The organism is Tatumella sp. JGM118 (assembly GCF_018257515.1).
GTDB classification, from domain to species: domain Bacteria; phylum Pseudomonadota; class Gammaproteobacteria; order Enterobacterales; family Enterobacteriaceae; genus Tatumella; species Tatumella terrea.
Map to the genome: position 1 here is coordinate 1 of NZ_JAERJR010000028.1, position 21,290 is coordinate 21,290.

Below are 21,290 nucleotides of genomic sequence, written 5' to 3' on the forward strand. Positions count from 1 at the left end.
GGCTTGTCGCAAGGCCCGGAGTGCAGAGGGCGCGGCCCTGCGCCCTTTGCCCGGTCGCCCGCGGCGGGGCTTGGGCAGCCAGCCCGATAAAAAAGCGAACGGAACACTCACCGTAATGATAATAAAAAGCTCTTCCGGTTTTTCACCGGTCCCATACCGGCGGGCAGATCTGTCGCAAGGCCCGGAGTGCAGAGGGCGCGGCCCTGCGCCCTTTGCCCGGTCCTGTTAATGCCAGTCGACGTCGCGCCCGATACCGGATTACAGCGACAAAAAAGGCGGGTTTCCCCGCCTTTTGGATACTGCATCTGGCATCTTAGTACAGCAGACGGGCACGCAGCGTACCCTGAATACCTTTCATTAGTTGCAGCGCTTTGTCGGCGACATCCTGCGGGGCGTCAATATCGATAACCACATAGCCCATATACGGCGTCGTCTGCAGATACTGCCCCATAATATTGATGCCCTGCTCGGCAAAAATCTGGTTGATTGCGGTCAGTACGCCCGGCCGGTTCTCATGGATATGCAGCAAACGGCTGGCGCTGGCGGCATGGCCAGGCAGGGAAACTTCAGGGAAGTTTACTGCTGACAACGTTGAACCGTTATCAGAGTATTTAATCAGCTTACCGGATACTTCCACGCCAATATTCTCCTGCGCTTCTTCGGTAGAACCACCGATATGCGGCGTCAGGATCACATTATCGAACTCACACAGTGGCGAGACAAAAGGATCACTGTTGCTGGCCGGTTCCTGCGGATAAACGTCGATAGCGGCACCACTCAGATGCTTGCTTGCCAGCGCTTCACACAGCGCCGGAATATCAATGACCGTTCCGCGGGAGGCATTGATCAGCAGGCCGCCTTTTTTCATTGCCGCCAGTTGCTCAGTGCCGATCATATTTTGTGTGTTCGGGGTTTCAGGAACATGCAGAGTAACCACATCACTCATCCCCAGCAGATCATTCAGATGTTTTACCTGCGTCGCATTACCTAATGGCAGCTTATCTTCCACATCGTAGAAGAACACATGCATACCCAGGCTTTCGGCCAGCACACCCAGCTGCATACCGATATGACCGTAACCGATGATCCCCAGCTTTTTGCCACGGGCTTCAAACGAGCCTTTGGCATTCTTGTTCCAGATCCCCCGATGAGCCTTGGCATTGGCTTCAGGAATACCGCGTAACAGCAGCAGCAGTTCACCAATGACCAGCTCAGCCACCGAACGGGTGTTAGAGAACGGCGCATTGAAGACCGGGATACCACGTTTTGCCGCGGCATCCAGATCAACCTGATTAGTCCCGATACAGAAGCAACCGACCGCCACTAATTTTTCTGCGGCCGCAAATACGTCTTCGGTCAGGTGGGTACGGGAGCGGATCCCGACAAAGTGTGCATCGCGAATCGATTCTTTCAGAGATTCGCTATCCAGTGCACCCTTATGAAATTCAATATTGGTATAGCCCGCTGCACGAAGATTATCCAGCGCTGTCTGATGAACACCTTCCACCAGCAGAAACTTAATTTTGTCTTTTTCCAGTGATACCTTTGCCATTGCCCGACCTTATGGTTGACGATATTGAGACGAATATAAGCATTTCTTCTGTCAACATAACAAAATTTCCGCGACGGGCAACAGAAACCCGTTCCCGGTTTCAGGCTGCCCGCACTGCGGTTTCAGCAGATTTCGATAAAAAGAAAACGATTACGTCTGCAGGAAAGAAGAATTTATCAGTTACTTATTTAAATGTGATATAAATCACTAAAATTAACTAAAAAAAAAGACGCCTCTCAGACGCCTTTCTTCAGGGTGATCACACCGCCTTCCGTACCGATCAGCGCTACATCTGCACCTCTGGCCGCAAATAATCCGACGGTCACTACACCGGGTAATGCATTGATTTTACGCTCAAGCTCAGCCGGATTCACAATGCTGAGGTTGTAAACATCGAGAATGATATTGCCGTTATCTGTCACCACATGCTGCCGGTATTCGGGTAATCCACCCATTTTCACCAGTTCTCTGGCAACATACGCCCTGGCCATCGGGATCACCTCGACCGGTAACGGGAAATGCCCGAGCACATCGACCTGTTTGCTGGCATCGGCAATACAGATGAACTGCTCGGCGACGGCGGCGATAATTTTCTCGCGAGTGAGCGCCGCACCACCGCCCTTGATCATCTGCATTTGCGGATTGATTTCATCTGCACCGTCAACATACACCGAGAGCTGGTCGACATTATTCAGGTCGATGACCGGGATCCCACAGGCCAGTAATTTTGCCGTCGAATCTTCAGAGCTGGAGACGGCTCCTTCGATGTCATGTTTCATAGTGGCTAATGCATCAATAAAGTGAGCAACGGTACTGCCGGTACCCACGCCTACTACCGTTCCGGGACGGACATACTTCAGCGCTGCCTGACCCACTGCTTTTTTTAATTCATCACGGCTCATGATATGTTAAACCTGTACGCACTGTTCGTCAGCGTAGTATAAAGCAAGCAAAAGAAAAAAAACCTACTCTTGCCGGCAAGTTCCTATGTTTTATAAAACCGTCAGCAAATATACGGAGAGACCATCTTAGTGCGCGTCAGTGAACTTAACCGGGGATATCTTTTCCCTGCAACCGGGAGAAAATACCCATGAAACGCCCGGATTACCGAACCCTTCAGGCCCTGGATGCAGTGATACGAGAGCGGGGTTTTGAACGCGCTGCACAAAAGTTATGTATTACTCAGTCCGCTGTTTCACAGCGCATTAAACAGCTGGAGAATCTTTTTGGCCAGCCCCTGCTGGTCCGCACTGTTCCTCCCCGCCCGACCGAACAGGGTCAGAAGTTACTGGCGCTATTGCATCAGGTAGAGATGCTGGAAGAGCAGTGGCTGGCTGATGAGTCCGGTAACAGTACTCCGCTACTGCTGTCTATCGCCGTTAACGCCGACAGTCTGGCGACCTGGTTACTGCCTGCATTGAAAGATGTGCTGGCCGACTCACCGGTTCGGCTAAACCTGCAGGTGGAAGATGAAAGCCGCACCCAGGAGCGACTACGCCGGGGTGAGGTTGTGGGTGCGGTAAGTATCCAGCCGCAGGCATTACCCAGCTGTCTGGTGGATCAGTTAGGTGCCCTGGATTATCTGTTTGTTGCCTCCCCCGAATTTGCCAGCCGTTACTTCCCGAACGGGGTGACACGAAATGCATTACTGAAAGCCCCGGCGGTCGCCTTTGACCACCTGGATGATATGCATCAGGCCTTTCTGCAGCAATATTTTGATCTGCCTCCGGGCAGTGTGCCGTGCCATATCGTTAACTCTTCCGAGGCCTTTGTTCAGCTGGCCAGACAGAGTTCGGTCTGTTGTATGATCCCGCATCTGCAGATTGGCAACGAACTGGCGAAAGGGGAACTGGTTGACCTGACTCCCGGCCTCTACCAGCGGCGGATGCTGTACTGGCACCGGTTTGCGCCGGAGAGTCGTTTAATGCGTCGTGTCACCGATGCCCTGCTGGAACACGGGCACCGGGTTTTACGACAGGGAGAATACCCGTCAGACCCGGGCACGTTCGGCGGCTAATCCCCGATTCACGGCTGGTTTTTCGGTGCTGTCGCAGGTGTGGCGGCAGGCTTCGCTGGCCGGGCCAGTTCGAAGACGACACTCACGTTATCATCAAAACTGATGCTCTGCTGCTCATAGGTCTGCTGTGGTGTGGTATCTGCACTGGCTTTCGCCAGGCTGTACATCCGCATTGCCGGACGGGCTGAGACATCTTCGGTGTGGTACTGAATGCTCCATACCGGCCCGAGCTGGGAATTAAATCCTTTTGCCAGCGCATTTGCCTGCGAAATGGCATCTTTAATGGCTTCATCCCTGGCCTGCTGCTGATAGCGCTGCGGCTGACTGACCCCGGGAGTGACCGAACGGATTTCATTAAGCCCTGCTTTTAATGCATCGTCCAGTAAGGTGTTCAGTTTATCTATCTGCCGGACAGTGACCGTGACCTGACGCAATGCCTGATAGCCGGTCAGCTGGGCTTTACCCTGCTTACTGTAATCGTATTGTGGCTGCGTACTGATATTGGCGGCATCAATATCCTTTTTCGCGATCCCCTGCTGTTGCAGGTAATCAAAGTATTGTGCTACCCGATCATCCACACGTTTTTTCGCTTCTGTCGCCTGCCTGGCCGTTTGCTCTACAACAATCGTCAGCGTCGCCATATCCGGCTTTACGTCCACCGAGGCGTGGCCGGAGGTACTGATATGTGGCTGGTCCGGTACGTCAGCCGCCATGACAGGCAGCCCCGACAGACTGCCGGCCAGTACAACAGATATCACCAGTGGGTGAAGTTTCACAGATTCTCTCCCGGAAAGTTAGCATCAGTCTTTCATCGAACTATAGCCCATTGGATTCAGACGGCAGCGGAAAGTTCGTTAGACAGACAAAGCTTTACATAGCGTCCCTGAGCATACGGATCCCGTCTTCAAATAGCCGGAATGCCAGAAAGAACATCATTAGCGCCACCAGTAAATTGATGATCTGGCGTGTGCGCGGACGCCGTAACCAGGGGGATAATGTTCCGGCAAGCAGTGCCAGCGCATAAAACCAGACGACAGAGGCGGTAATGGCTCCGGCGGCAAACCAGCCGCGTTCCGTTGCCGGCACCTGACTCCCCAGGCTCCCCAGTACAACAAACGTATCCAGGTAAACATGCGGGTTCAGCCAGGTGACTGCGAATAATGTCATCAGTAATTTCAGACGCTGACGGCCGGAGGGTTGCCGGTCATTCTCTGCCGGTGCCGGTCTGAACACCTGCCGCAACGTCCCCCAGCCATACCAGAGCAGAAATGCACAACCAGCCCAGGTAATGCACTGTAATGCCACCACAGAATGCTGTAACAGCGCACTGCCCCCAAAAATACCGGCACCGATTAATACCACATCACTGAGCATACAAAAGCTGGCCGCCATCAACGCATACTGACGTAAGATCCCCTGATTCAGTATCAACGTATTCTGGGGGCCTAACGGCAGGATAAGTGCCGCCCCAAGGGTAATTCCTTGTAAATAGAATAACATAACTATATCTCCGCAAATTTATGTGCAGAGTCTGGCGATTTTCCACGATAAAAGGAAATGGAAAGAACTTATCGGTAATTAGTAAAACTTATGCGGAGGGGGCGGCGGAAGACGCCTGTCTGTGGTGAGCACAGACAGGCGGAGGGATTACTCTGCAGTTTCGGCTTTTACTGACGCCTGATTGTACAGATGCACATCCATCTGCGGATACGGCAGACCAATTTTGTTGGTATCCAGAGCACGTTTAAAGGCTGCCATCAGATCCCAGTAGGTCTGAGTCTGGTCATTGTATGTCGTCCAGCAACGCACAACGATATTCAGGCTGGAAGCCCCCATTTCGTTCAGCGCGACAACAATAGGCTTATCCTGAAGCACACGACTTTCCGCTTCAACCACCTTGCGCAGAACAGAGAACACTTCATCAATATCAGAATCATAAGAGACACCGATAATAAACTGGCTGCGGCTTAATGGCTCACGACTGTAGTTAGTGATTTTAGCAGAGATAATGCTGCCGTTAGGCACCACCACCATATTGCCATCGCTGGTTTTCAATGTGGTAGAGAAAATCTGAACACTCAGTACGGTACCGGAAGCGCCACCGATATCCACAAACTCACCGACCCGGAAAGGACGTAATGTTACCAGCAGTACACCGGCGGCAAAGTTGGACAGCGATCCCTGCAGCGCCAGACCTACGGCCAGACCTACAGCACCTAATACAGCGATCACCGAGGCAGTCTGAACGCCGACGCGGCTCAGTGCGGCAATGACGGTAAATGCGATGATGACATAACGCAGAAGTACCGCCAGGAAGTCGGCAACGGTCTGATCGATGCTACGGGCGCGCAGTACTTTGTTTAACCCGTTGGACACCACACGGGCGACAATGAAACCCACAAAGAGAATGGCAATTGCTGCTGCAATGTTTACCGCATAACTCAGCAATAGGTCCTGATTGCGTGCCAGCCAACTGCCGGCATTGTGGAGGCTTCCCACAACATTTAAGTCTTGCATTTAATAATCCTGTAATAAAATTCCTGAGTGAAACGAACAGAGCCTGCCACTCCGACAGCTCAGCACAAGGGTAAACAATAAATGGTAAAATGCCAAACGCGGATTGGCGGGAGTGTGTTGGGAGTATCTGTTTATCTGTGGGTTTTTGTCTGTTCGGTTTGAGGTTTTTATGGTCAGGCGGGTGAGTTTTCCGTGCGGTTTAAAGTTTTTTATTATCAGGCATGCTGACCGGGCCGTAAGCCCGGACGACGGTGGCTTACCACTGCCAGATCTTTTCCGGGGTGATGATCACCGGCAGCGGTATATCCCACTGTTCCGTGGGCAGGGCAGGGACCTGCTGGCAGCAATGGGCCAGGCCTGCGGGCAGTACACCATGCTGCTGCCAGTGCTGTAACGTCCGGTCGTAGAAGCCACCGCCCATCCCCAGCCGTTGTCCCTGAGCATCAAAGGCGACCAATGGCACCAGAATCATATCCAGCGTATCCAGCGGTGCCAGCTCCGTCAGGTTTAATGACGGTTCAGGGATGCCGAAGCGATTAGGCTTCAGTGGTGTATCGGGAAGATAACGGATAAACAGCAACTGCCCCTGCGAAAAAGGATGCAATACCGGCAGATAAACCTGCTGTCCGCGTTGCCATAACCGGGTGATCAGGGGCCGGGTATCCAGTTCGCCGTCGAAAGAAAGAAACAGAGCAACGTTCCTCGCCTGCGCTAATAAAGGAAAGGAAAGGGCGCGTTCCGCCACCTGTTGTGCGGCCAGTTGCTGTTGCTGCGGGCTGAGAGCCTGGCGCTGGCGGCGTATCTGTGCACGGATCTGTTGTCGTTCAGACTGAGAGTAAGTCACGGCATTTCCGTAAAAAGTAAGGATAACGGATATTCTGACACAGAAGATGAGGATACCGGAAGGCAGAAACGGGATGACTCAGGGAAGAAGTGTCCGGAAGGACTGGAACGTCGTAAGGGGAGATCTCCGGGATGCCGCTGCAGGCTGTAACCCTTGAACCCTTGGTTCAAGGTGAACATGCCGTCATTATTATCAGGCTTCCCGGACGAACCGGGCATGCACACAAAAAATGAAGCGCCACATTCTGTTGGTATGAAATATCGGCTCAGGGGACTGGCCCGCTCGCAAACATCCCAGAGAAAATTTACTTCATGGAAATTGTAGCACAGGATCCATAAAGTGTTATTCGAATTTAGGTCCCTGATGGTCGGTGATCCGACCCTGCTCAACTAATGCCTGTTCAATAGTCTGTTGCAGCATGCGAATACGTTGTTCCATATTCGATGCATAATCACGGGTTTTGCTTTTTTCCTGCGCCAGTTCATGACAGATGTTTAATGCTGCTATGAACACTAGCTGCTCGGTATTGTTCACCCGGGTGCGGACTTTTAAGTCCTGCAACCGCTGGTCGAGGTCAGCTGCGGCCGCATTCAGCGCTTCCTGCTGTTCCGGCGGACAGTTAACTCTTAATGAACGACCAAAAATTTGTATATCTACTGGTTGCGCAGACATGCCACCTTCCTGACTGATTACATTGCCCGCATCCGAGACGCTTTATCGGGGAACGGGGGCCACTATATAGACCTGAATAATAACTTACAACCCCTTTTCTGGAATCCTTCAGGCTGCTAGTGGTAGCATACCATGAACTTAACTTTCCAACATTGATGAATAACTATGTCCTTACAGAACGCACTACCTTCCTATGATGCATTGTCTGCCACACTCTCTTCGCAGGGGGTAGGAATGACAGCGGCAGAAATGCACGGTTTGATCAGTGGTATCATCTGTGGTGGCAATCAGGATCACAGCTGGAAAACCTTAGTCCATGACCTGGCCAATGATGGCCTGGCCTTCTCACAGACGCTCTCTCAGCCGCTGCAGGAAATGCGCGATGCGGTGTTACAGACACTGGAAGACGATGGCTTTATGTTCCGCTTACTGATGCCTGAAGACGGTCAGACAACTGTCTTTGAGCGTGCCGATGCGCTGGCTGGCTGGGTTAATCACTTCCTGCTGGGCCTGGGCGTCACCCAGCCTAAACTGGATAAAGTGACCGGTGAAGCCGGCGAAGCCATCGATGACCTGCGAACTATCGCGCAGTTAGGCTACGATGAAGACGAAGACCAGGAAGAACTGGAGCAGTCCCTGGAAGAAGTGCTCGAATATGTCCGCGTCGCGGCGGTCCTGTGCTATGAAACGTTTAATCGTCCTCAGCCGACGGCGGTTGAAGTTAAGAAACCGACACTGCATTAATTAATTTTTATCTCCCGGTCGTCACCGGCCGGGTCAACAGGGAGCACTGATGATGATCACGCAGGAAAATTACCAACGGCGCCGCCAGGCACTCCTGGCAAAAATGGTCCCGGGCAGTGCTGCATTATTCTTTGCCGCCCCGGAAGTCACCCGCAGCCGTGACACCGAATACCCTTTTCGCCAGAACAGCGATTTCTGGTATTTCACCGGCTTTAATGAGCCTCAGGCGCTCCTGTTACTGATAAAAAGTGATGAAAATCATAATCACAGCGTGCTGTTCAATCGGGTCCGGGATGTCACCGCAGAGATCTGGTCGGGCCGTCGTCTGGGCCAGGATGCTGCCCCGCAAAAACTCGGTGTCGATAAAGCGCTGCCCTGGGAGGCTCTGGACGATCAGCTCTATCAGCTGCTCAATGGTCTGGATGTGGTGTACTTTGCGCAGGGCGAGGATGAGTCAGCCGACAGCAAAGTCTTTAACGCGCTTAATAAATTACGTCAGGGCAGCCGTCAGAACCTGCGCGCGCCCGGTACACTGACCGACTGGCGGCCGCTGGTCCATGAAATGCGTCTGTTTAAAGATAATGAAGAGATAGCGATCCTCCGTCAGACCGGGAAAATCAGTGCACTGGCCCATCAGCGGGCGATGGAAGTCTGTCGGCCGGGAATGTACGAATACCAGCTCGAAGGTGAAATCCATCACGAGTTCAGCCGTCATGGCTCACGGTTTCCTTCGTACGGCACTATCGTAGGTGGCGGTGAAAACGGCTGTATTCTGCATTACACCGAAAATGAGAGTGAATTACGCGACGGTGATCTGGTGCTGATTGATGCCGGGTGTGAGCTCTACGGCTATGCCGGTGACATTACGCGCACGTTTCCTGTGAACGGACGTTTTAGTCCGGCACAGCGTGAAATCTATGACATCGTACTGGAATCACTGGAAACAGCATTATCCCTCTACCGTCCCGGCGTCAGCATCCGTGAGGTGAATGACGAGGTGGTGCGTATCATGGTGACCGGGCTGGTACGGCTTGGCATACTGCAGGGAGACATTGAGACGCTGATCGCGGAAAATGCTCACCGTCAGTTCTATATGCATGGGCTGGGCCACTGGATGGGGCTGGATGTGCATGATGTGGGTGATTACGGATCACCGGCACGTGAACGCCTGCTGGAGCCGGGAATGGTATTGACCGTGGAACCGGGGCTTTATATTGCGCCGGATGCGGAGGTTCCGCCCCAATACCGCGGCATTGGTATCCGTATTGAAGACGATATCCTGATTACTGAGCAGGGTCATGAAAACCTGACCGATACTGTAGTAAAAAATGCAGATGATATTGAAGCACTGATGGCAGAAGCCAGACAGTCACACCGCTAACAGGTGAAATAGCGCAGCATGAGCATGATTATCGCAGGGGGAGGGATGGCCGGTGCAACACTGGCGCTGGCGGTCTCTCACCTCACACAGGGAAAACTTCCTGTCACACTGATTGAAGCAACCACGCCCGGCGAGCGCGGGCATCCCGGTTTTGATGGCCGGGCGATTGCCCTGGCAGCGGGAACCTGTCAGCAGCTGGAACAGATTGGTATCTGGTCACATCTTGCCGGCTGTGCGACGCCGATCACCGACATTCACGTCAGTGATCGCGGTTTTCCTGGCCATGTCGGCATCCGTCATGATGAGTACGGGCTGCCGGCGCTGGGCAATGTGGTCGAACTGCATGATGCCGGACAACAACTGTTTTCACGCCTTAAGCATGCCCCCGGCGTGACGGTGATCTGTCCTGCACGGGCGGAAAGTGTATCGCGGACAGCTGAGCAGGTTACGGTTACGCTGGACAATGGCGAACAACTGCAGGCGAAGTTGCTGGTGGTGGCCAATGGTTCCGGGTCTTCTCTGGCAGCGGACTGTGGCGTGCGCTGGCAGCAGGAGGATTATCAGCAGATTGCGGTGATCGCCAATGTCAGAACCCGCGAATTACCCGCCGGCAGAGCCTATGAGCGGTTTACGCCGCACGGGCCGCTGGCACTGTTACCCATGTCCGGTGATCGTTACTCTCTGGTCTGGTGCCATCCGGCGGAGAGACGTTCACAGGTGGAGGCCTGGAGTGAACAGCAATTCCTGGATGAACTGCAGAAAGCATTTGGCTGGCGGCAGGGACGTTTTATCCGTTGCGGTAAACGTGACTACTATCCGCTGGTATTACAGCAGGCACAGGAAATCACCCGCCATCGGTTGGTGGTGGCCGGGAATGCAGCCCAGACGCTGCATCCGATTGCGGGACAGGGGTTTAATCTTGGCCTGCGTGACGTTATGACGCTGGCAGAAACGGTCGCCCGGGCAAATCATGCCGGGGAAGATATTGGTGAGTACGCCGTGCTGCAGCGCTATCAGGAACGGCGTGAACCTGACCGGCAGAAAACCATCGCTGTTACCGATGGCCTGGTACGGCTTTTTTCTAACCGGAATCTGCCGTTAGTCGCGGGTCGTAATATTGGCTTAACGGTGATGGATAAAATGCCGTGGCTTAAACATCAGCTGGCCGGGCGTACCCTGGGCTGGGTGAAACGTTAATGAGAGAGTACTGATGCAGAGCTTTGATGTTGTCATCGCCGGTGGCGGAATGGTGGGTCTGGCGGTTGCCTGCGGTTTGCAGGGCAGTGGCCTGAACGTTGCGGTACTGGAGAAGTCACCGCATACCCCGCCGGATCTGCAGGCAGCCCCGTCGGTCCGGGTGTCGGCGATTAATCGTGCCAGCGAACGTCTGCTCAGTCACCTCGGTGTCTGGCAGGATATTCTGGCGATGCGCGCCAGCGCTTATCACGGCATGGAAGTCTGGGAAAAAGACAGCTTTGGTCATATCCGTTTTGACGATCAGCATCAGGGAATGACCAGCCTGGGCTATATTGTTGAAAATCAGGTGCTGCGCGAAGCGTTATGGCAACGGGCCAGCCGCTGCAGTGACGTGACACTGATCGCTCCGGCACAGCTTCAGCAGGTCGCATTCGGTGATAACGAAGCTTTCGTTACGCTGGAAGACGGCACTATGCTGACGGCACGGTTACTGGTTGCGGCGGACGGCGCAGATTCCTGGCTGCGAAAAAAAGCGGATATTCCGCTGATGTTCAGGGACTACCAGCATCATGCGCTGGTGGCCAATATCCGTACGGAGCAGCCCCATCATTCCGTCGCCCGGCAGATCTTTTACGGTGAAGGCATTCTGGCTTTTCTGCCGCTCTCTGATCCGCATCTGAGTTCGATTGTCTGGTCCTGCGAACCGCAACAGGCTGAACGACTGAAGGGGATGTCTGAAGATCAGTTTAATCAGCAACTGTCGGTCGCGTTTGATATGAAGCTGGGGTTATGCAGCGTGGAAAGTGAGCGCCAAACCTTTCCGCTGATGGCACGTTATGCCCGGCAGTTTGCTGCGCACCGGCTGGCACTGGTGGGCGATGCGGCCCATACTATCCATCCGCTGGCCGGGCAGGGGGTAAACCTCGGCTTTATGGATGCCGCAGAGCTTATCGGTGAGATCCGTCGCCTGCAGCAGCAGGGCAAAGACATTGGTCAGCATCTCTACCTGCGTCGTTATGAACGCAGTCGCAAGCACAGCGCGGCGATGATGCTGGCGTCGATGCAGGGCTTCCGTGAACTGTTTGCCGGCAGCAACCCGGCCCTGAAATTACTGCGTGATTTCGGGCTGAAGATGGCCGATATCCTGCCCGGGGTTAAGCCGAAATTGCTGCAGCAGGCAATGGGCCTGCATGACTTGCCTGAGTGGCTGAAAAACAGCTAGTCCGGCTGAAACGGCCCGTCACCAGGCGGGCCTTTTTACGTACTCTTCTAACTGATGGTTGCTGAGGGACATCGTTATTTTCTGTAAACACCCGGGAATCGTTGAGTGTTCCTGACGTTAGTCAATGATCATCTGCACAGCCACAGCCACAGCCACAGCCACAGCCACAGCCAATTATTAATAGTCAGTGAGAATTCTCTGTTTATACGGGCTTTCTGGCAGCGTTGTGGGAGCCTCCGTGATCACCGATTTTTAATGTTCACTCGCCACGACATTCCGTTAAGCAGGGAATACTCCGCCGCAATTAACTGACGGCCGTGAACCGGAGCAGAGTTACACCGGGTATGCCTGTCGCTTTCGGGACAAATGCTCTGTTTATACTAAGTGCTAAGTGCTAAGTGCTAAGTGCTAAGTGCTAAGTGCTAAGTGCTAAGTGCTAAGTGCTAAGTGTTGCGGGAGCCTCCGTGATCACCCCTTTTTAATGTTCACTCGCCACGAAAATCCGTTAAGCAGGGAGTACTCCGCCGCAATTAACTGACGGCCGTGAACCGGGCAGAGTTACACCGGGTATGCCTGTCGCTTTCAGGACAAATGCTCTGTTTATACTGACTGCTGACTGCTGACTGCTGACTGCTGACTGCTGACTGCTGACTGCTGTGGGAGCCTCCGTGATCACCGATTTTTAATGTTCACTCTCCACGACAATCCGTTAAGCAGGAAATATTCCGCCGCAATCAACTGACGGCCGTGAACCGGAGCAGAGTTACGCGGGGTATGCCTGTCGCTTTCGGGCGGGAACTCTGTTTATACTGGCTTTCTGACACCGCTCCCGGGGGCCCGGAGCCTTACAGTGAACTGACGGAGATAACGTTATGTCTTTACCTGAACCCTTCGCGCCGGACCGGCACAGGGCGTTAATTGTCGTGGATGTGCAGAATTGCTTTGTGACCGGCGGGAGTCTGGCGGTTCCCGGCGGCGAAACGATCATTCCACGGGTCAACCAGCTGGCCCGTGGTTTCAGTAACGTTGTTCTGACTCAGGACTGGCATCCGCATAACCATTTGTCGTTCGCCGAAAATCATCCCGGTAAACAGCCCGGCGATATCATCGAAACCCGTTATGGCCCTCAGCACCTCTGGCCGGTGCATGCGGTGTGGGAAAGTGAAGGAGCAAAGCTTCATAGCCAGCTGGACATTCCGCACGCCCGGCTGATTATCCGCAAAGGTTGCCATCAGGATATCGACAGTTACTCCGCCTTTACCGAAGCCGACCGGCAGACAACGACCGGGCTGGCCGCCTGGCTGCAGGCCCGTGAGATCAGTAGCGTTTATATTGTTGGTCTGGCGACGGATTTCTGTGTGGCAATGACCGCTATTGATGCACGACTGGCAGGGTTCACTACCACGGTAATCGAAGATGCCTGCAAGGGGATCGATTTTCAGGGCTCTCTGGCCGCGGCGAGGGCCGATATGCTGAGCCATGGCGTCATTCTGACGAATTCGTCTGAACTGCTGCCCGCCGCCTTATAAACGGCAGCCTTTATTCACCCATGCACCGTGACACCGGGCCGGAGGGGTTTACGGGGTGACCTTTACCTGAGTTCAGGCCGCAGGGTGAATGACCGGGCAGCATGACGACATTTCTCTGTAACCCTGGCGGGTGCAATCCGGCGGTTTACCGGGGAAGGCCGCCTGGCTGCAGTTATTTCAGAATGGCGGTCAGAAGACTACTGAATACGGACCCGGTGATAAACGCGTGCTCCGTAGTGACTGTCTGCTGGCGCAGGTCTGCCAGTCTGCGGAGTGCGCTCTCCGCATCCACGGCATTCACTTCTTCAAAGCATTTCTGCCAGCCTTCCGCGGTCAGTTGCGCGGATTTTTCCACATCCTGCCTGTCTGTGGCGGCGATGTGGTTACCCTTTTTGAAAAAACAGAACTCCGGCATGGTTTCCCCGCGAACAATGGTGTCGTCAGAAATAACATAGCTAATGTGGACTGATTTTGTACAGTGTCGTCTTTCAGTTATGTCAGAGACAGGGGCTGAACGGAACCCGTACGCTTTTCCGCCTAACCTGTCTGTCATTCCCCGAAAGCAGATATACAAGCGGTATTCCGGTGGTTATTCTGACTCATCACAAAAAGAAAGAGAGGGCAGAATGACGGTTCGTATACGCGAGGTTCAGGCCGGGGATTACGACGCCTGGATGACACTGTGGCAGCAATATCTGGCCTTTGCCGGCAGTGAGCTTGATCAGTCGGTGACCTTATCGACCTGGGAAAGAGCACTGTCGCCAGACTCTTCACTGATGTGCAGGGTGGCGGAGACAGATAAGCAGATTATCGGGTTTGCTATCTTTGTTTTACATGAAGGAGCCTGGTATACGCAGCCTTTGTGTTATCTGGAAGATCTCTTTGTGGACGAGACCATGCGGGGGCTGGGTGCGGGTAAAGCGCTGATCGAAGCCATCCGTGACGAAGCTAAAGAAAAATCCTGGGCGAAAGTTTACTGGATAACCCGTGAGTCCAATCCGGCAAGAAAGCTCTACGACAGGCTGGCTGAACTGGGCGATTTTGTTCGTTACAGTATCAGTCTGTAAACTGCACCCTGTAAACATACACAGACCGGGCATCTGCCGGACAGAAGAGCGCCTGACCACTGAGTGACCGGTCTGTTATGTCCCCCGATGCCGTTGTCCCGGGGCGGGCCGGGCCAGGGAAGAGCAGACTAGTGATCGTCCGGCGATAAGCGGAATACCTCTTTATGATAGCGTTCCGGCATAACCATGGGGCATTTCCCGCGAGAACAGCCTCCTGTCATTCAGTCGCGGGACAACAGGTCGAGTTGCACCACTTTTGAACCTCATTTGATTTATTCTAATTCGACGTCCTCCTTTGCCATACTTTTTCTAATCCTTAGCAAAAACACGGTCATTAATTTGTCACCGGTATTCGCCGGTCAGTTGTCTTTAAATTCTGCTGTAAGGAGTGTCTGACGGTGATTTGTTCAGAGAACCGTCGGTTATCTGGTGTTTTTTGCTGCAGAAGGTTCTGCACCATCAGGGGGCATCACGATTTTTTGCCATTATTTTGCTTATGGTGAAGTACCGCATTCGGTGGTAAGTTTTTCACAGGGTATCGTTTGCGCCCGGGGTTTTAACCCCGGAACACGTAAATCACCACCGGTAAACCTCTCACTTTTCGACAGGACGACGGTTATGACTCAGCACACCCCCTTATTTGAACAGCATCAGGCCTGTGGTGCCAGGATGGTCGATTTCCATGGCTGGATGATGCCGCTGCATTATGGCTCGCAGATCGATGAGCATCTGGCGGTGCGGCAGGATGCCGGAATGTTTGACGTCTCCCACATGACGATCGTGGATCTGCACGGTGCCCGGACCCGTGAGTTTCTTCGTTATCTGCTGGCCAATGATGTTGCACGGCTGACACACCCCGGCAAAGCGCTCTATACCGCTATGCTGAATGCCTCCGGCGGCGTGATTGATGATTTGATCGTTTACTTTCTGACAGAGGAGCACTTCCGGCTGGTGGTCAACTCTGCGACCCGCGAAAAAGATCTTGCCTGGATCAGCTCTCATGCGGTGCCTTTTGGTGTCACCTTACAGGAACGCAGCGAACTGGCCTTAATTGCCGTTCAGGGGCCTCATGCTCAGCAAAAAGTACAGGGCCTGCTGACAGAGAGCCAGCGGCAGGACACTGAAGGGCTGGCACCGTTCTTCGGTGTACAGAGCGGAGAGTGGTTTATTGCTACCACCGGTTATACCGGTGAGTCGGGCTATGAAATAGCGCTACCGGCAGAACAGGCACCTGATCTGTGGCGGCATCTGCAGGAGGTCGGTGTCAGGCCTGCCGGGCTGGGCGCCCGTGACACACTGAGGCTGGAAGCCGGGATGAATCTCTACGGGCAGGATATGGATGAGGGCGTCTCGCCTCTGGCCGCCAATATGGGCTGGACCATTGTCTGGCAGCCGGAAGACAGACAGTTTATTGGCCGTGAGGCCCTGGAAGCGCAGCGTGAGCGGGGGACCGAAAAACTGGTCGGTCTGGTGCTGAAAGAAAAAGGCGTCCTGCGTCACGCGCAACCGGTGCTGTTTACCGATACCGATGGCGTCCGTCAGCAGGGCATTATCACCAGTGGATCGTTTTCACCGACCCTGGGCGTCAGCATTGCCCTTGCCCGCGTGCCCGCTTCCATCGGCGACAGTGCCGTGGTACAGATAAGACAGCGCGAAATGCCGGTTACCGTCTGCAAACCGGTGTTCGTTCGTGCTGGTAAACCTTTGGTATAACAATAATTTCAGGAGATAACCCGAATGAGCAATGTTCCGGCTGAATTAAAATACCGCGAGAGTCATGAATGGGTGCGTCAGGAAGCTGACGGCAGCGTTACCGTCGGGATCACCGAACATGCGCAGGAATTACTGGGCGATATGGTGTTTGTTGACCTGCCGGATGTCGGCGCTCAGGTCACCCAGGGAGAAGATTGTGCGGTAGCTGAGTCAGTGAAGGCCGCTTCTGATATTTATGCACCGCTCAGTGGTGAAGTGATTGCGATTAATGAGGCGCTGGGTGAGCACCCGGAACTGGTGAACAGCGCGCCTTATGAGAACGGCTGGCTGTTTAAACTGAAACCAGCCAGCGACAGTCAGCAGGGACTGCTGGATGCGGAAGCCTATACCGCGTCTATCGGCGAATAAACGCCCTCCGGTGACCGGCAGAATACTGCCGGTGCCCTCTGCCAGAGCAGGAACTCTGCGTCCTGCTATTTATCTTCCCGCCTGATTCAGGATGCAAAGCGAATGACCCGGACACTCAGCCAGCTCGAAAATCAGAATGACTTTATTACCCGCCATATCGGACCCTCACCACAGCAGCAGGAAAAAATGCTGCAATTTCTCGGTGCCGGCTCTCTGCCGGAACTGATCGATGCCATCGTGCCACAGGATATCCGTTTGCCTGAACTGCCGGCGGTCGGTGAGGCCGTCACGGAACAACAGGCGCTGGCTGAACTGAAGGCGATCGCCGGGCGTAATAAGCGCTTTAAATCCTGGATTGGTATGGGGTACAGCGCGGTGATCACCCCGCCGGTGATCCTGCGTAATCTGCTGGAAAATCCGGGCTGGTATACCGCTTACACCCCTTATCAGCCGGAAGTGTCGCAGGGGCGTCTGGAAGCGCTACTTAATTTTCAGCAGGTCACTCTTGACCTGACCGGGATGGATATTGCCTCGGCCTCCTTACTGGATGAAGCCACGGCTGCGGCTGAAGCCATGGCGATGGCGAAACGGGTCAGTAAGCTTAAAAATGCCAATAAGTTTTTTGTGGCGGAAGATGTGCATCCGCAGACCCTCGATGTGGTGCGCACCCGCGCCGAAACCTTCGGGTTTGAACTGATTATCGATGCGGCAGAGAAGGCGGTGGATCATCAGGATCTGTTTGGTGTACTGCTGCAGTATTGCGGCACCCGGGGCCATCTGCATGACTATCGGGATCTTATCGCGACCCTCAGGGAACGCAAAGTCATTGTCAGCATGGCGGCCGATTTTATGGCGCTGGTGCTGTTAGCCTCACCGGGTGAACAGGGAGCTGACATTGTCTTTGGCTCCTCCCAGCGCTTCGGGGTACCGATGGGCTACGGCGGACCGCACGCAGCGTTCTTTGCCAGCCGGGATGAGCATAAACGCGCGATGCCTGGCCGCATTATCGGGGTATCCCGGGATGTCAGCGGTAATCAGGCACTGCGTATGGCGATGCAGACACGTGAGCAGCATATCCGCCGTGAAAAGGCCAATTCCAATATCTGTACCTCACAGGTGTTACTGGCCAATATTGCCGGTATGTATGCGGTCTATCATGGTCCGCTGGGACTTAAAAAAATTGCCGAACGCATCCACCGTCTGACCGATATTCTGGCTGCCGCCCTGCAGCAGCAGGGGTTCAGACTCCATAACAGTCACTGGTTTGATACGCTGATGGTGGAAGTCAAAGATAAAGCCGCTGTACTGAAGCGGGCGGCCGATCATCAGGTAAATCTGCGGACCGATTTACCTCAGGCCATTGGCGTGACGCTGGATGAAACGACCCGTCGGGAAGATTTACAGGTATTACTGACCATTCTTACCGGCAATGATGTACCGATCGATTTTGACGTGCTGGATGCTCAGGCAGCCGCTGAAAGCACCTCCGTGCCGGCGGCGTTATATCGCACGGAAGCCATTCTCACCCATCCGGTGTTTAACCGTTATCATAGCGAAACGGAAATGATGCGTTATATGCACCGGCTGGAAAGCAAGGACCTGGCCCTGAATCAGGCCATGATCCCGCTGGGCTCTTGTACCATGAAGCTGAATGCGGTCGCCGAGATGTTACCGGTGACCTGGCCGGAATTTTCAGAACTGCACCCGTTTTGCCCGACATCCCAGGCAGAAGGATACCTGGAAATGATAGCCACGCTGTCCCGCTGGCTGGTCCGGCTGACAGGTTACGATGCCCTGTGTATGCAGCCTAACTCGGGCGCACAGGGAGAATATGCCGGTTTACTGGCAATCCGTCGTTATCATGAAAGCCGTCACCAGCCGGAGCGTAATATCTGCCTGATCCCGGCCTCGGCCCACGGGACCAACCCTGCGTCTGCACAGATGGCAGGCATGTCGGTGGTGGTGGTCGCCTGCGATAAACAGGGGAATATTGACCTGAATGATTTGCGTGTGAAGGCAGAGCAGGCAGGTGAGCAGCTGTCCTGCATTATGGTGACTTACCCTTCCACCCACGGGGTGTATGAGTCGACGATCCGTGAAGTCTGCAGCATCGTCCATCAGTACGGAGGGCAGGTGTATCTGGATGGCGCAAATATGAATGCTCAGGTCGGGCTGACCTCACCCGGCTTTATCGGTGCCGATGTCTCGCATCTGAATCTGCACAAAACCTTCTGTATTCCGCACGGCGGCGGCGGGCCGGGGATGGGGCCAATCGGTGTTAAGGCGCATCTGGCACCGTTCGTGCCCGGGCACAGTATCGTCCGGGTGGCAGACGTCCTGACCCGTGAAGGGGCCGTGTCTGCGGCACCTTTTGGCAGTGCGTCTATTCTGCCTATCAGCTGGATGTATATCCGAATGATGGGAAGCGAAGGCCTGCGGCAGGCCAGCTCTGTGGCTATCCTGAATGCTAACTATATTGCCCGCCGTCTGGGGGAGGCTTATACCATTCTCTATACCGGAGAGCAGGGGTACGTGGCGCATGAATGTATTCTTGATATTCGTCCGCTGAAAGAAAAGAGCGGTATCAGCGAAATGGATATCGCTAAGCGACTGATTGACTATGGGTTCCATGCGCCGACCATGTCTTTCCCGGTGGCAGGGACACTGATGGTGGAGCCAACCGAATCGGAAAGCCTGCATGAGCTGGACCGCTTTATTGAGGCGATGCTGGCTATCCGTGGCGAGATAGAGAAGGTCATCGCGGGTGAATGGCCTGCGGAGGATAACCCTCTGGTCAATGCGCCACATACCCAACAGGAACTGGCCGCTGAATGGTCGCATTGTTATTCCCGTGAACTGGCGGTGTTCCCGGCGGGCAGTGATAATAAATACTGGCCGACAGTGAAACGTCTGGATGATGTTTACGGGGACCGTCATCTGTTCTGTTCCTGCGTACCCGTCAGCGATTATCAGTAACCTGCTCTGCGCGGCTGTCTTCCGGGACAGCCGTTGATCTATGATTAACCTGACCTGTGGATTATCCGGAAAAAAATTCATGACTCCGTTGATTACCCCCCGTTTAACCGGCCGTCAGCTATGTGCTGATGACTGGCCTTTTTTCCTGCAACTGTACCGTGACCGGCAGGTCATGCGATTTATTACCGACCCGCTGAGTGAACAGAGTATCCGTGAGAAATTCAGCAGTCGTCTGCCGCTGTGGCAGCGCAGCAGTAAGCACTGGCTGTGTCTGTTGCTGAGTGATCGCGATAGCGGAGAGCCGGTCGGCCTGACCGGCTTTTGTCTGCAGGAAACCGGCGCTGAGGCCGGTTTTATCTTCTCCCCGCAGGGGCAGGGAAAAGGGTATGCTGCCGAATCGCTGAATTGCCTGGCTGCGCGTTTTTTCAGCGAGGGTTACGGCGACCGTTTATGCTGTCAGGTCACCGACGGTAATGAGGCCTGTCAGCGGCTGATGCAGCGCTGCGGTTTTCGTCTGACAGAACGGCAGTCACGGAGCTTTTATCTGGCAGGACAATGGCATGATGACCTGCATTTTGTTCGTTACGCTAGCGACCCGAAACCGGAGATACCGGGGTAAGAGTGCTTCCATTGGTGCCGGAATTTTTCGCAGGCGGCAGACATAGGCATTCACAAAAATAATTCAGCTTACACCTGTACACTGAAAATATTCTTCGCTACGCTACCTGTGCATTACCGGAAACAACGTACTGAAATCAGGAAGCCTGCATGACACAACATCGTTTATTTCCGAAGGGATATTCTCTGGCCGAAGAGGTGGCTAACAGCATCAGCCACGGATTGGGATGCCTGTTCGGAATTGTCGGACTTGTACTGTTACTGACCCGTGCCATTGAACATAATGCCGGGGCGATCACCATTATCAGTTATACCCTGTACGGCAGCAGTATGATCCTGCTGTTTCTGGCCTCAACCCTGTATCACGCTATTCCTTCGCCGAAAGCCAGGCCCTGGCTGAAAAAATTCGACCATTGTGCGATCTATCTGCTGATCGCCGGGACTTACACCCCTTTCTTACTGGTCGGGCTGAAATCGCCGCTGGCACATACGTTAATGGTCGTGATCTGGGCATTAGCCCTGGCGGGCATTATTTTTAAACTGACGATAGCCCATCGTTTTAAGATCCTGTCGCTGGTCACTTATCTGCTGATGGGCTGGCTGTCACTGATCGTGGTGTATCAGATGGCGACCCGGCTTTCATCCGCCAGTGTCTGGCTGCTGGCGATGGGCGGCATTGTCTATTCGCTGGGGGTGATATTCTATGTATCGCGGCGCATCCCTTATAATCATGCGATCTGGCATGGTTTTGTGCTCGGGGGGGCAATCTGTCACTTCTGCGCTATCTACTTCTACGTTCGCTAAACTGCAGAGCGGAGCCGTAAAGGCTCCGT

Annotated in this window: 20 protein-coding genes and 1 other RNA gene; 12 read left to right on the top strand and 9 right to left on the bottom strand. The window is 54.0% G+C overall.

The genetic code is table 11. The features are described from left to right. Positions 1-313: 313 nt before the first annotated feature. The gene (gene serA, locus JK223_RS15870; protein WP_212715119.1) at positions 314-1,552 is read right to left on the bottom strand and encodes a phosphoglycerate dehydrogenase; all 1,239 of its coding nucleotides are present in this window, start codon (positions 1,550-1,552) and stop codon (positions 314-316) included. Positions 1,553-1,788: 236 nt separating this feature from the next. Then, complete coding sequence (gene rpiA / locus JK223_RS15875; RefSeq protein WP_212715120.1) at positions 1,789-2,454, bottom strand: ribose-5-phosphate isomerase RpiA; 666 nt, start codon at positions 2,452-2,454, stop codon at positions 1,789-1,791. A gap of 188 nt (positions 2,455-2,642) precedes the next feature. Here rpiA and JK223_RS15880 point away from each other — a divergent pair, with 188 nt between their 5' ends. After that, the gene (locus JK223_RS15880) at positions 2,643-3,569 is read left to right on the top strand and encodes a LysR family transcriptional regulator ArgP (protein ID WP_212715121.1); all 927 of its coding nucleotides are present in this window, start codon (positions 2,643-2,645) and stop codon (positions 3,567-3,569) included. A gap of 8 nt (positions 3,570-3,577) precedes the next feature. Here JK223_RS15880 and JK223_RS15885 read toward each other — a convergent pair whose 3' ends face one another. From JK223_RS15885 to zapA, 6 genes are all read right to left on the bottom strand, one after another. Further along, positions 3,578-4,345 (bottom strand): oxidative stress defense protein, encoded by a 768-nt coding sequence (locus tag JK223_RS15885; protein WP_212715122.1) that lies wholly within the window; start codon positions 4,343-4,345, stop codon positions 3,578-3,580. 94 nt (positions 4,346-4,439) lie between these two features. Further along, a complete protein-coding gene (locus tag JK223_RS15890) occupies positions 4,440-5,069 on the bottom strand; it encodes a LysE family transporter (protein WP_212715123.1) in 630 nt (209 codons plus the stop codon). Positions 5,070-5,216: 147 nt separating this feature from the next. After that, positions 5,217-6,086, bottom strand: a complete 870-nt coding sequence (gene mscS / locus JK223_RS15895) for a small-conductance mechanosensitive channel MscS (protein WP_212715124.1) — start codon at positions 6,084-6,086, stop codon at positions 5,217-5,219. A gap of 256 nt (positions 6,087-6,342) precedes the next feature. Further along, positions 6,343-6,930: a 5-formyltetrahydrofolate cyclo-ligase gene (locus tag JK223_RS15900; protein WP_212715125.1), complete on the bottom strand. Its 588-nt coding sequence runs from the start codon at positions 6,928-6,930 to the stop codon at positions 6,343-6,345. Between the two features lie 119 nt (positions 6,931-7,049). Next, a non-coding RNA gene (gene ssrS / locus JK223_RS15905) (6S RNA) lies at positions 7,050-7,233 on the bottom strand. Positions 7,234-7,272: 39 nt separating this feature from the next. After that, a complete protein-coding gene (zapA, locus tag JK223_RS15910; protein WP_025902723.1) occupies positions 7,273-7,602 on the bottom strand; it encodes a cell division protein ZapA in 330 nt (109 codons plus the stop codon). A gap of 165 nt (positions 7,603-7,767) precedes the next feature. Here zapA and JK223_RS15915 point away from each other — a divergent pair, with 165 nt between their 5' ends. The 5 genes from JK223_RS15915 (at position 7,768) to pncA (ending at position 13,675) form a co-directional block, all read left to right on the top strand. Next, positions 7,768-8,346 (top strand): YecA family protein, encoded by a 579-nt coding sequence (locus JK223_RS15915; protein WP_212715126.1) that lies wholly within the window; start codon positions 7,768-7,770, stop codon positions 8,344-8,346. Positions 8,347-8,398: 52 nt separating this feature from the next. Further along, positions 8,399-9,727 carry a Xaa-Pro aminopeptidase gene (pepP, locus tag JK223_RS15920; RefSeq protein WP_212715142.1) on the top strand — a complete coding sequence of 443 codons (1,329 nt, stop codon included), beginning with the start codon at positions 8,399-8,401 and terminating at the stop codon, positions 9,725-9,727. Between the two features lie 18 nt (positions 9,728-9,745). Further along, complete coding sequence (ubiH, locus tag JK223_RS15925; protein WP_212715127.1) at positions 9,746-10,924, top strand: 2-octaprenyl-6-methoxyphenyl hydroxylase; 1,179 nt, start codon at positions 9,746-9,748, stop codon at positions 10,922-10,924. A 13-nt stretch (positions 10,925-10,937) separates the two neighbouring features. After that, entirely contained in the window at positions 10,938-12,146 is a 1,209-nt protein-coding gene (gene ubiI, locus JK223_RS15930) for an FAD-dependent 2-octaprenylphenol hydroxylase (RefSeq protein WP_212715128.1), read from the top strand. 872 nt (positions 12,147-13,018) lie between these two features. Next, on the top strand, positions 13,019-13,675 hold the full coding sequence (pncA, locus tag JK223_RS15935; protein ID WP_212715129.1) for a bifunctional nicotinamidase/pyrazinamidase: 657 nt from the start codon (positions 13,019-13,021) through the stop codon (positions 13,673-13,675). A 172-nt stretch (positions 13,676-13,847) separates the two neighbouring features. Here pncA and JK223_RS15940 read toward each other — a convergent pair whose 3' ends face one another. Continuing rightward, positions 13,848-14,090, bottom strand: coding sequence for a hypothetical protein (locus tag JK223_RS15940; protein WP_212715130.1), 243 nt, complete (start codon positions 14,088-14,090; stop codon positions 13,848-13,850). 211 nt (positions 14,091-14,301) lie between these two features. Between JK223_RS15940 and JK223_RS15945 the strand changes: the two genes are divergently transcribed. The 6 genes from JK223_RS15945 (at position 14,302) to JK223_RS15970 (ending at position 21,261) form a co-directional block, all read left to right on the top strand. Then, positions 14,302-14,742: a GNAT family N-acetyltransferase gene (locus tag JK223_RS15945; RefSeq protein ID WP_212715131.1), complete on the top strand. Its 441-nt coding sequence runs from the start codon at positions 14,302-14,304 to the stop codon at positions 14,740-14,742. Positions 14,743-15,360: 618 nt separating this feature from the next. Next, a complete protein-coding gene (gcvT, locus tag JK223_RS15950) occupies positions 15,361-16,455 on the top strand; it encodes a glycine cleavage system aminomethyltransferase GcvT (protein WP_212715132.1) in 1,095 nt (364 codons plus the stop codon). 24 nt (positions 16,456-16,479) lie between these two features. Next, entirely contained in the window at positions 16,480-16,863 is a 384-nt protein-coding gene (gcvH, locus tag JK223_RS15955; protein ID WP_212715133.1) for a glycine cleavage system protein GcvH, read from the top strand. Positions 16,864-16,965: 102 nt separating this feature from the next. Next, positions 16,966-19,839: an aminomethyl-transferring glycine dehydrogenase gene (gcvP, locus tag JK223_RS15960; RefSeq protein WP_212715134.1), complete on the top strand. Its 2,874-nt coding sequence runs from the start codon at positions 16,966-16,968 to the stop codon at positions 19,837-19,839. Between the two features lie 79 nt (positions 19,840-19,918). Then, positions 19,919-20,458 carry a GNAT family N-acetyltransferase gene (locus tag JK223_RS15965; RefSeq protein ID WP_212715135.1) on the top strand — a complete coding sequence of 180 codons (540 nt, stop codon included), beginning with the start codon at positions 19,919-19,921 and terminating at the stop codon, positions 20,456-20,458. Between the two features lie 149 nt (positions 20,459-20,607). Beyond that, positions 20,608-21,261 (top strand): hemolysin III family protein, encoded by a 654-nt coding sequence (locus JK223_RS15970; protein ID WP_212715136.1) that lies wholly within the window; start codon positions 20,608-20,610, stop codon positions 21,259-21,261. Positions 21,262-21,290: the final 29 nt, after the last annotated feature.

Coding starts and splice junctions, on each gene's coding strand:
- serA (WP_212715119.1), bottom strand. CDS start 1,552: ATGGCAAAGGTATCACTGGAAAAAGACAAAATTAAGTTTCTGCTGGTG.
- rpiA (WP_212715120.1), bottom strand. CDS start 2,454: ATGAGCCGTGATGAATTAAAAAAAGCAGTGGGTCAGGCAGCGCTGAAG.
- JK223_RS15880 (WP_212715121.1), top strand. CDS start 2,643: ATGAAACGCCCGGATTACCGAACCCTTCAGGCCCTGGATGCAGTGATA.
- JK223_RS15890 (WP_212715123.1), bottom strand. CDS start 5,069: ATGTTATTCTATTTACAAGGAATTACCCTTGGGGCGGCACTTATCCTG.
- mscS (WP_212715124.1), bottom strand. CDS start 6,086: ATGCAAGACTTAAATGTTGTGGGAAGCCTCCACAATGCCGGCAGTTGG.
- zapA (WP_025902723.1), bottom strand. CDS start 7,602: ATGTCTGCGCAACCAGTAGATATACAAATTTTTGGTCGTTCATTAAGA.
- JK223_RS15915 (WP_212715126.1), top strand. CDS start 7,768: ATGTCCTTACAGAACGCACTACCTTCCTATGATGCATTGTCTGCCACA.
- pepP (WP_212715142.1), top strand. CDS start 8,399: ATGATCACGCAGGAAAATTACCAACGGCGCCGCCAGGCACTCCTGGCA.
- ubiH (WP_212715127.1), top strand. CDS start 9,746: ATGAGCATGATTATCGCAGGGGGAGGGATGGCCGGTGCAACACTGGCG.
- ubiI (WP_212715128.1), top strand. CDS start 10,938: ATGCAGAGCTTTGATGTTGTCATCGCCGGTGGCGGAATGGTGGGTCTG.
- pncA (WP_212715129.1), top strand. CDS start 13,019: ATGTCTTTACCTGAACCCTTCGCGCCGGACCGGCACAGGGCGTTAATT.
- JK223_RS15940 (WP_212715130.1), bottom strand. CDS start 14,090: ATGCCGGAGTTCTGTTTTTTCAAAAAGGGTAACCACATCGCCGCCACA.
- JK223_RS15945 (WP_212715131.1), top strand. CDS start 14,302: ATGACGGTTCGTATACGCGAGGTTCAGGCCGGGGATTACGACGCCTGG.
- gcvT (WP_212715132.1), top strand. CDS start 15,361: ATGACTCAGCACACCCCCTTATTTGAACAGCATCAGGCCTGTGGTGCC.
- gcvH (WP_212715133.1), top strand. CDS start 16,480: ATGAGCAATGTTCCGGCTGAATTAAAATACCGCGAGAGTCATGAATGG.
- gcvP (WP_212715134.1), top strand. CDS start 16,966: ATGACCCGGACACTCAGCCAGCTCGAAAATCAGAATGACTTTATTACC.
- JK223_RS15965 (WP_212715135.1), top strand. CDS start 19,919: ATGACTCCGTTGATTACCCCCCGTTTAACCGGCCGTCAGCTATGTGCT.
- JK223_RS15970 (WP_212715136.1), top strand. CDS start 20,608: ATGACACAACATCGTTTATTTCCGAAGGGATATTCTCTGGCCGAAGAG.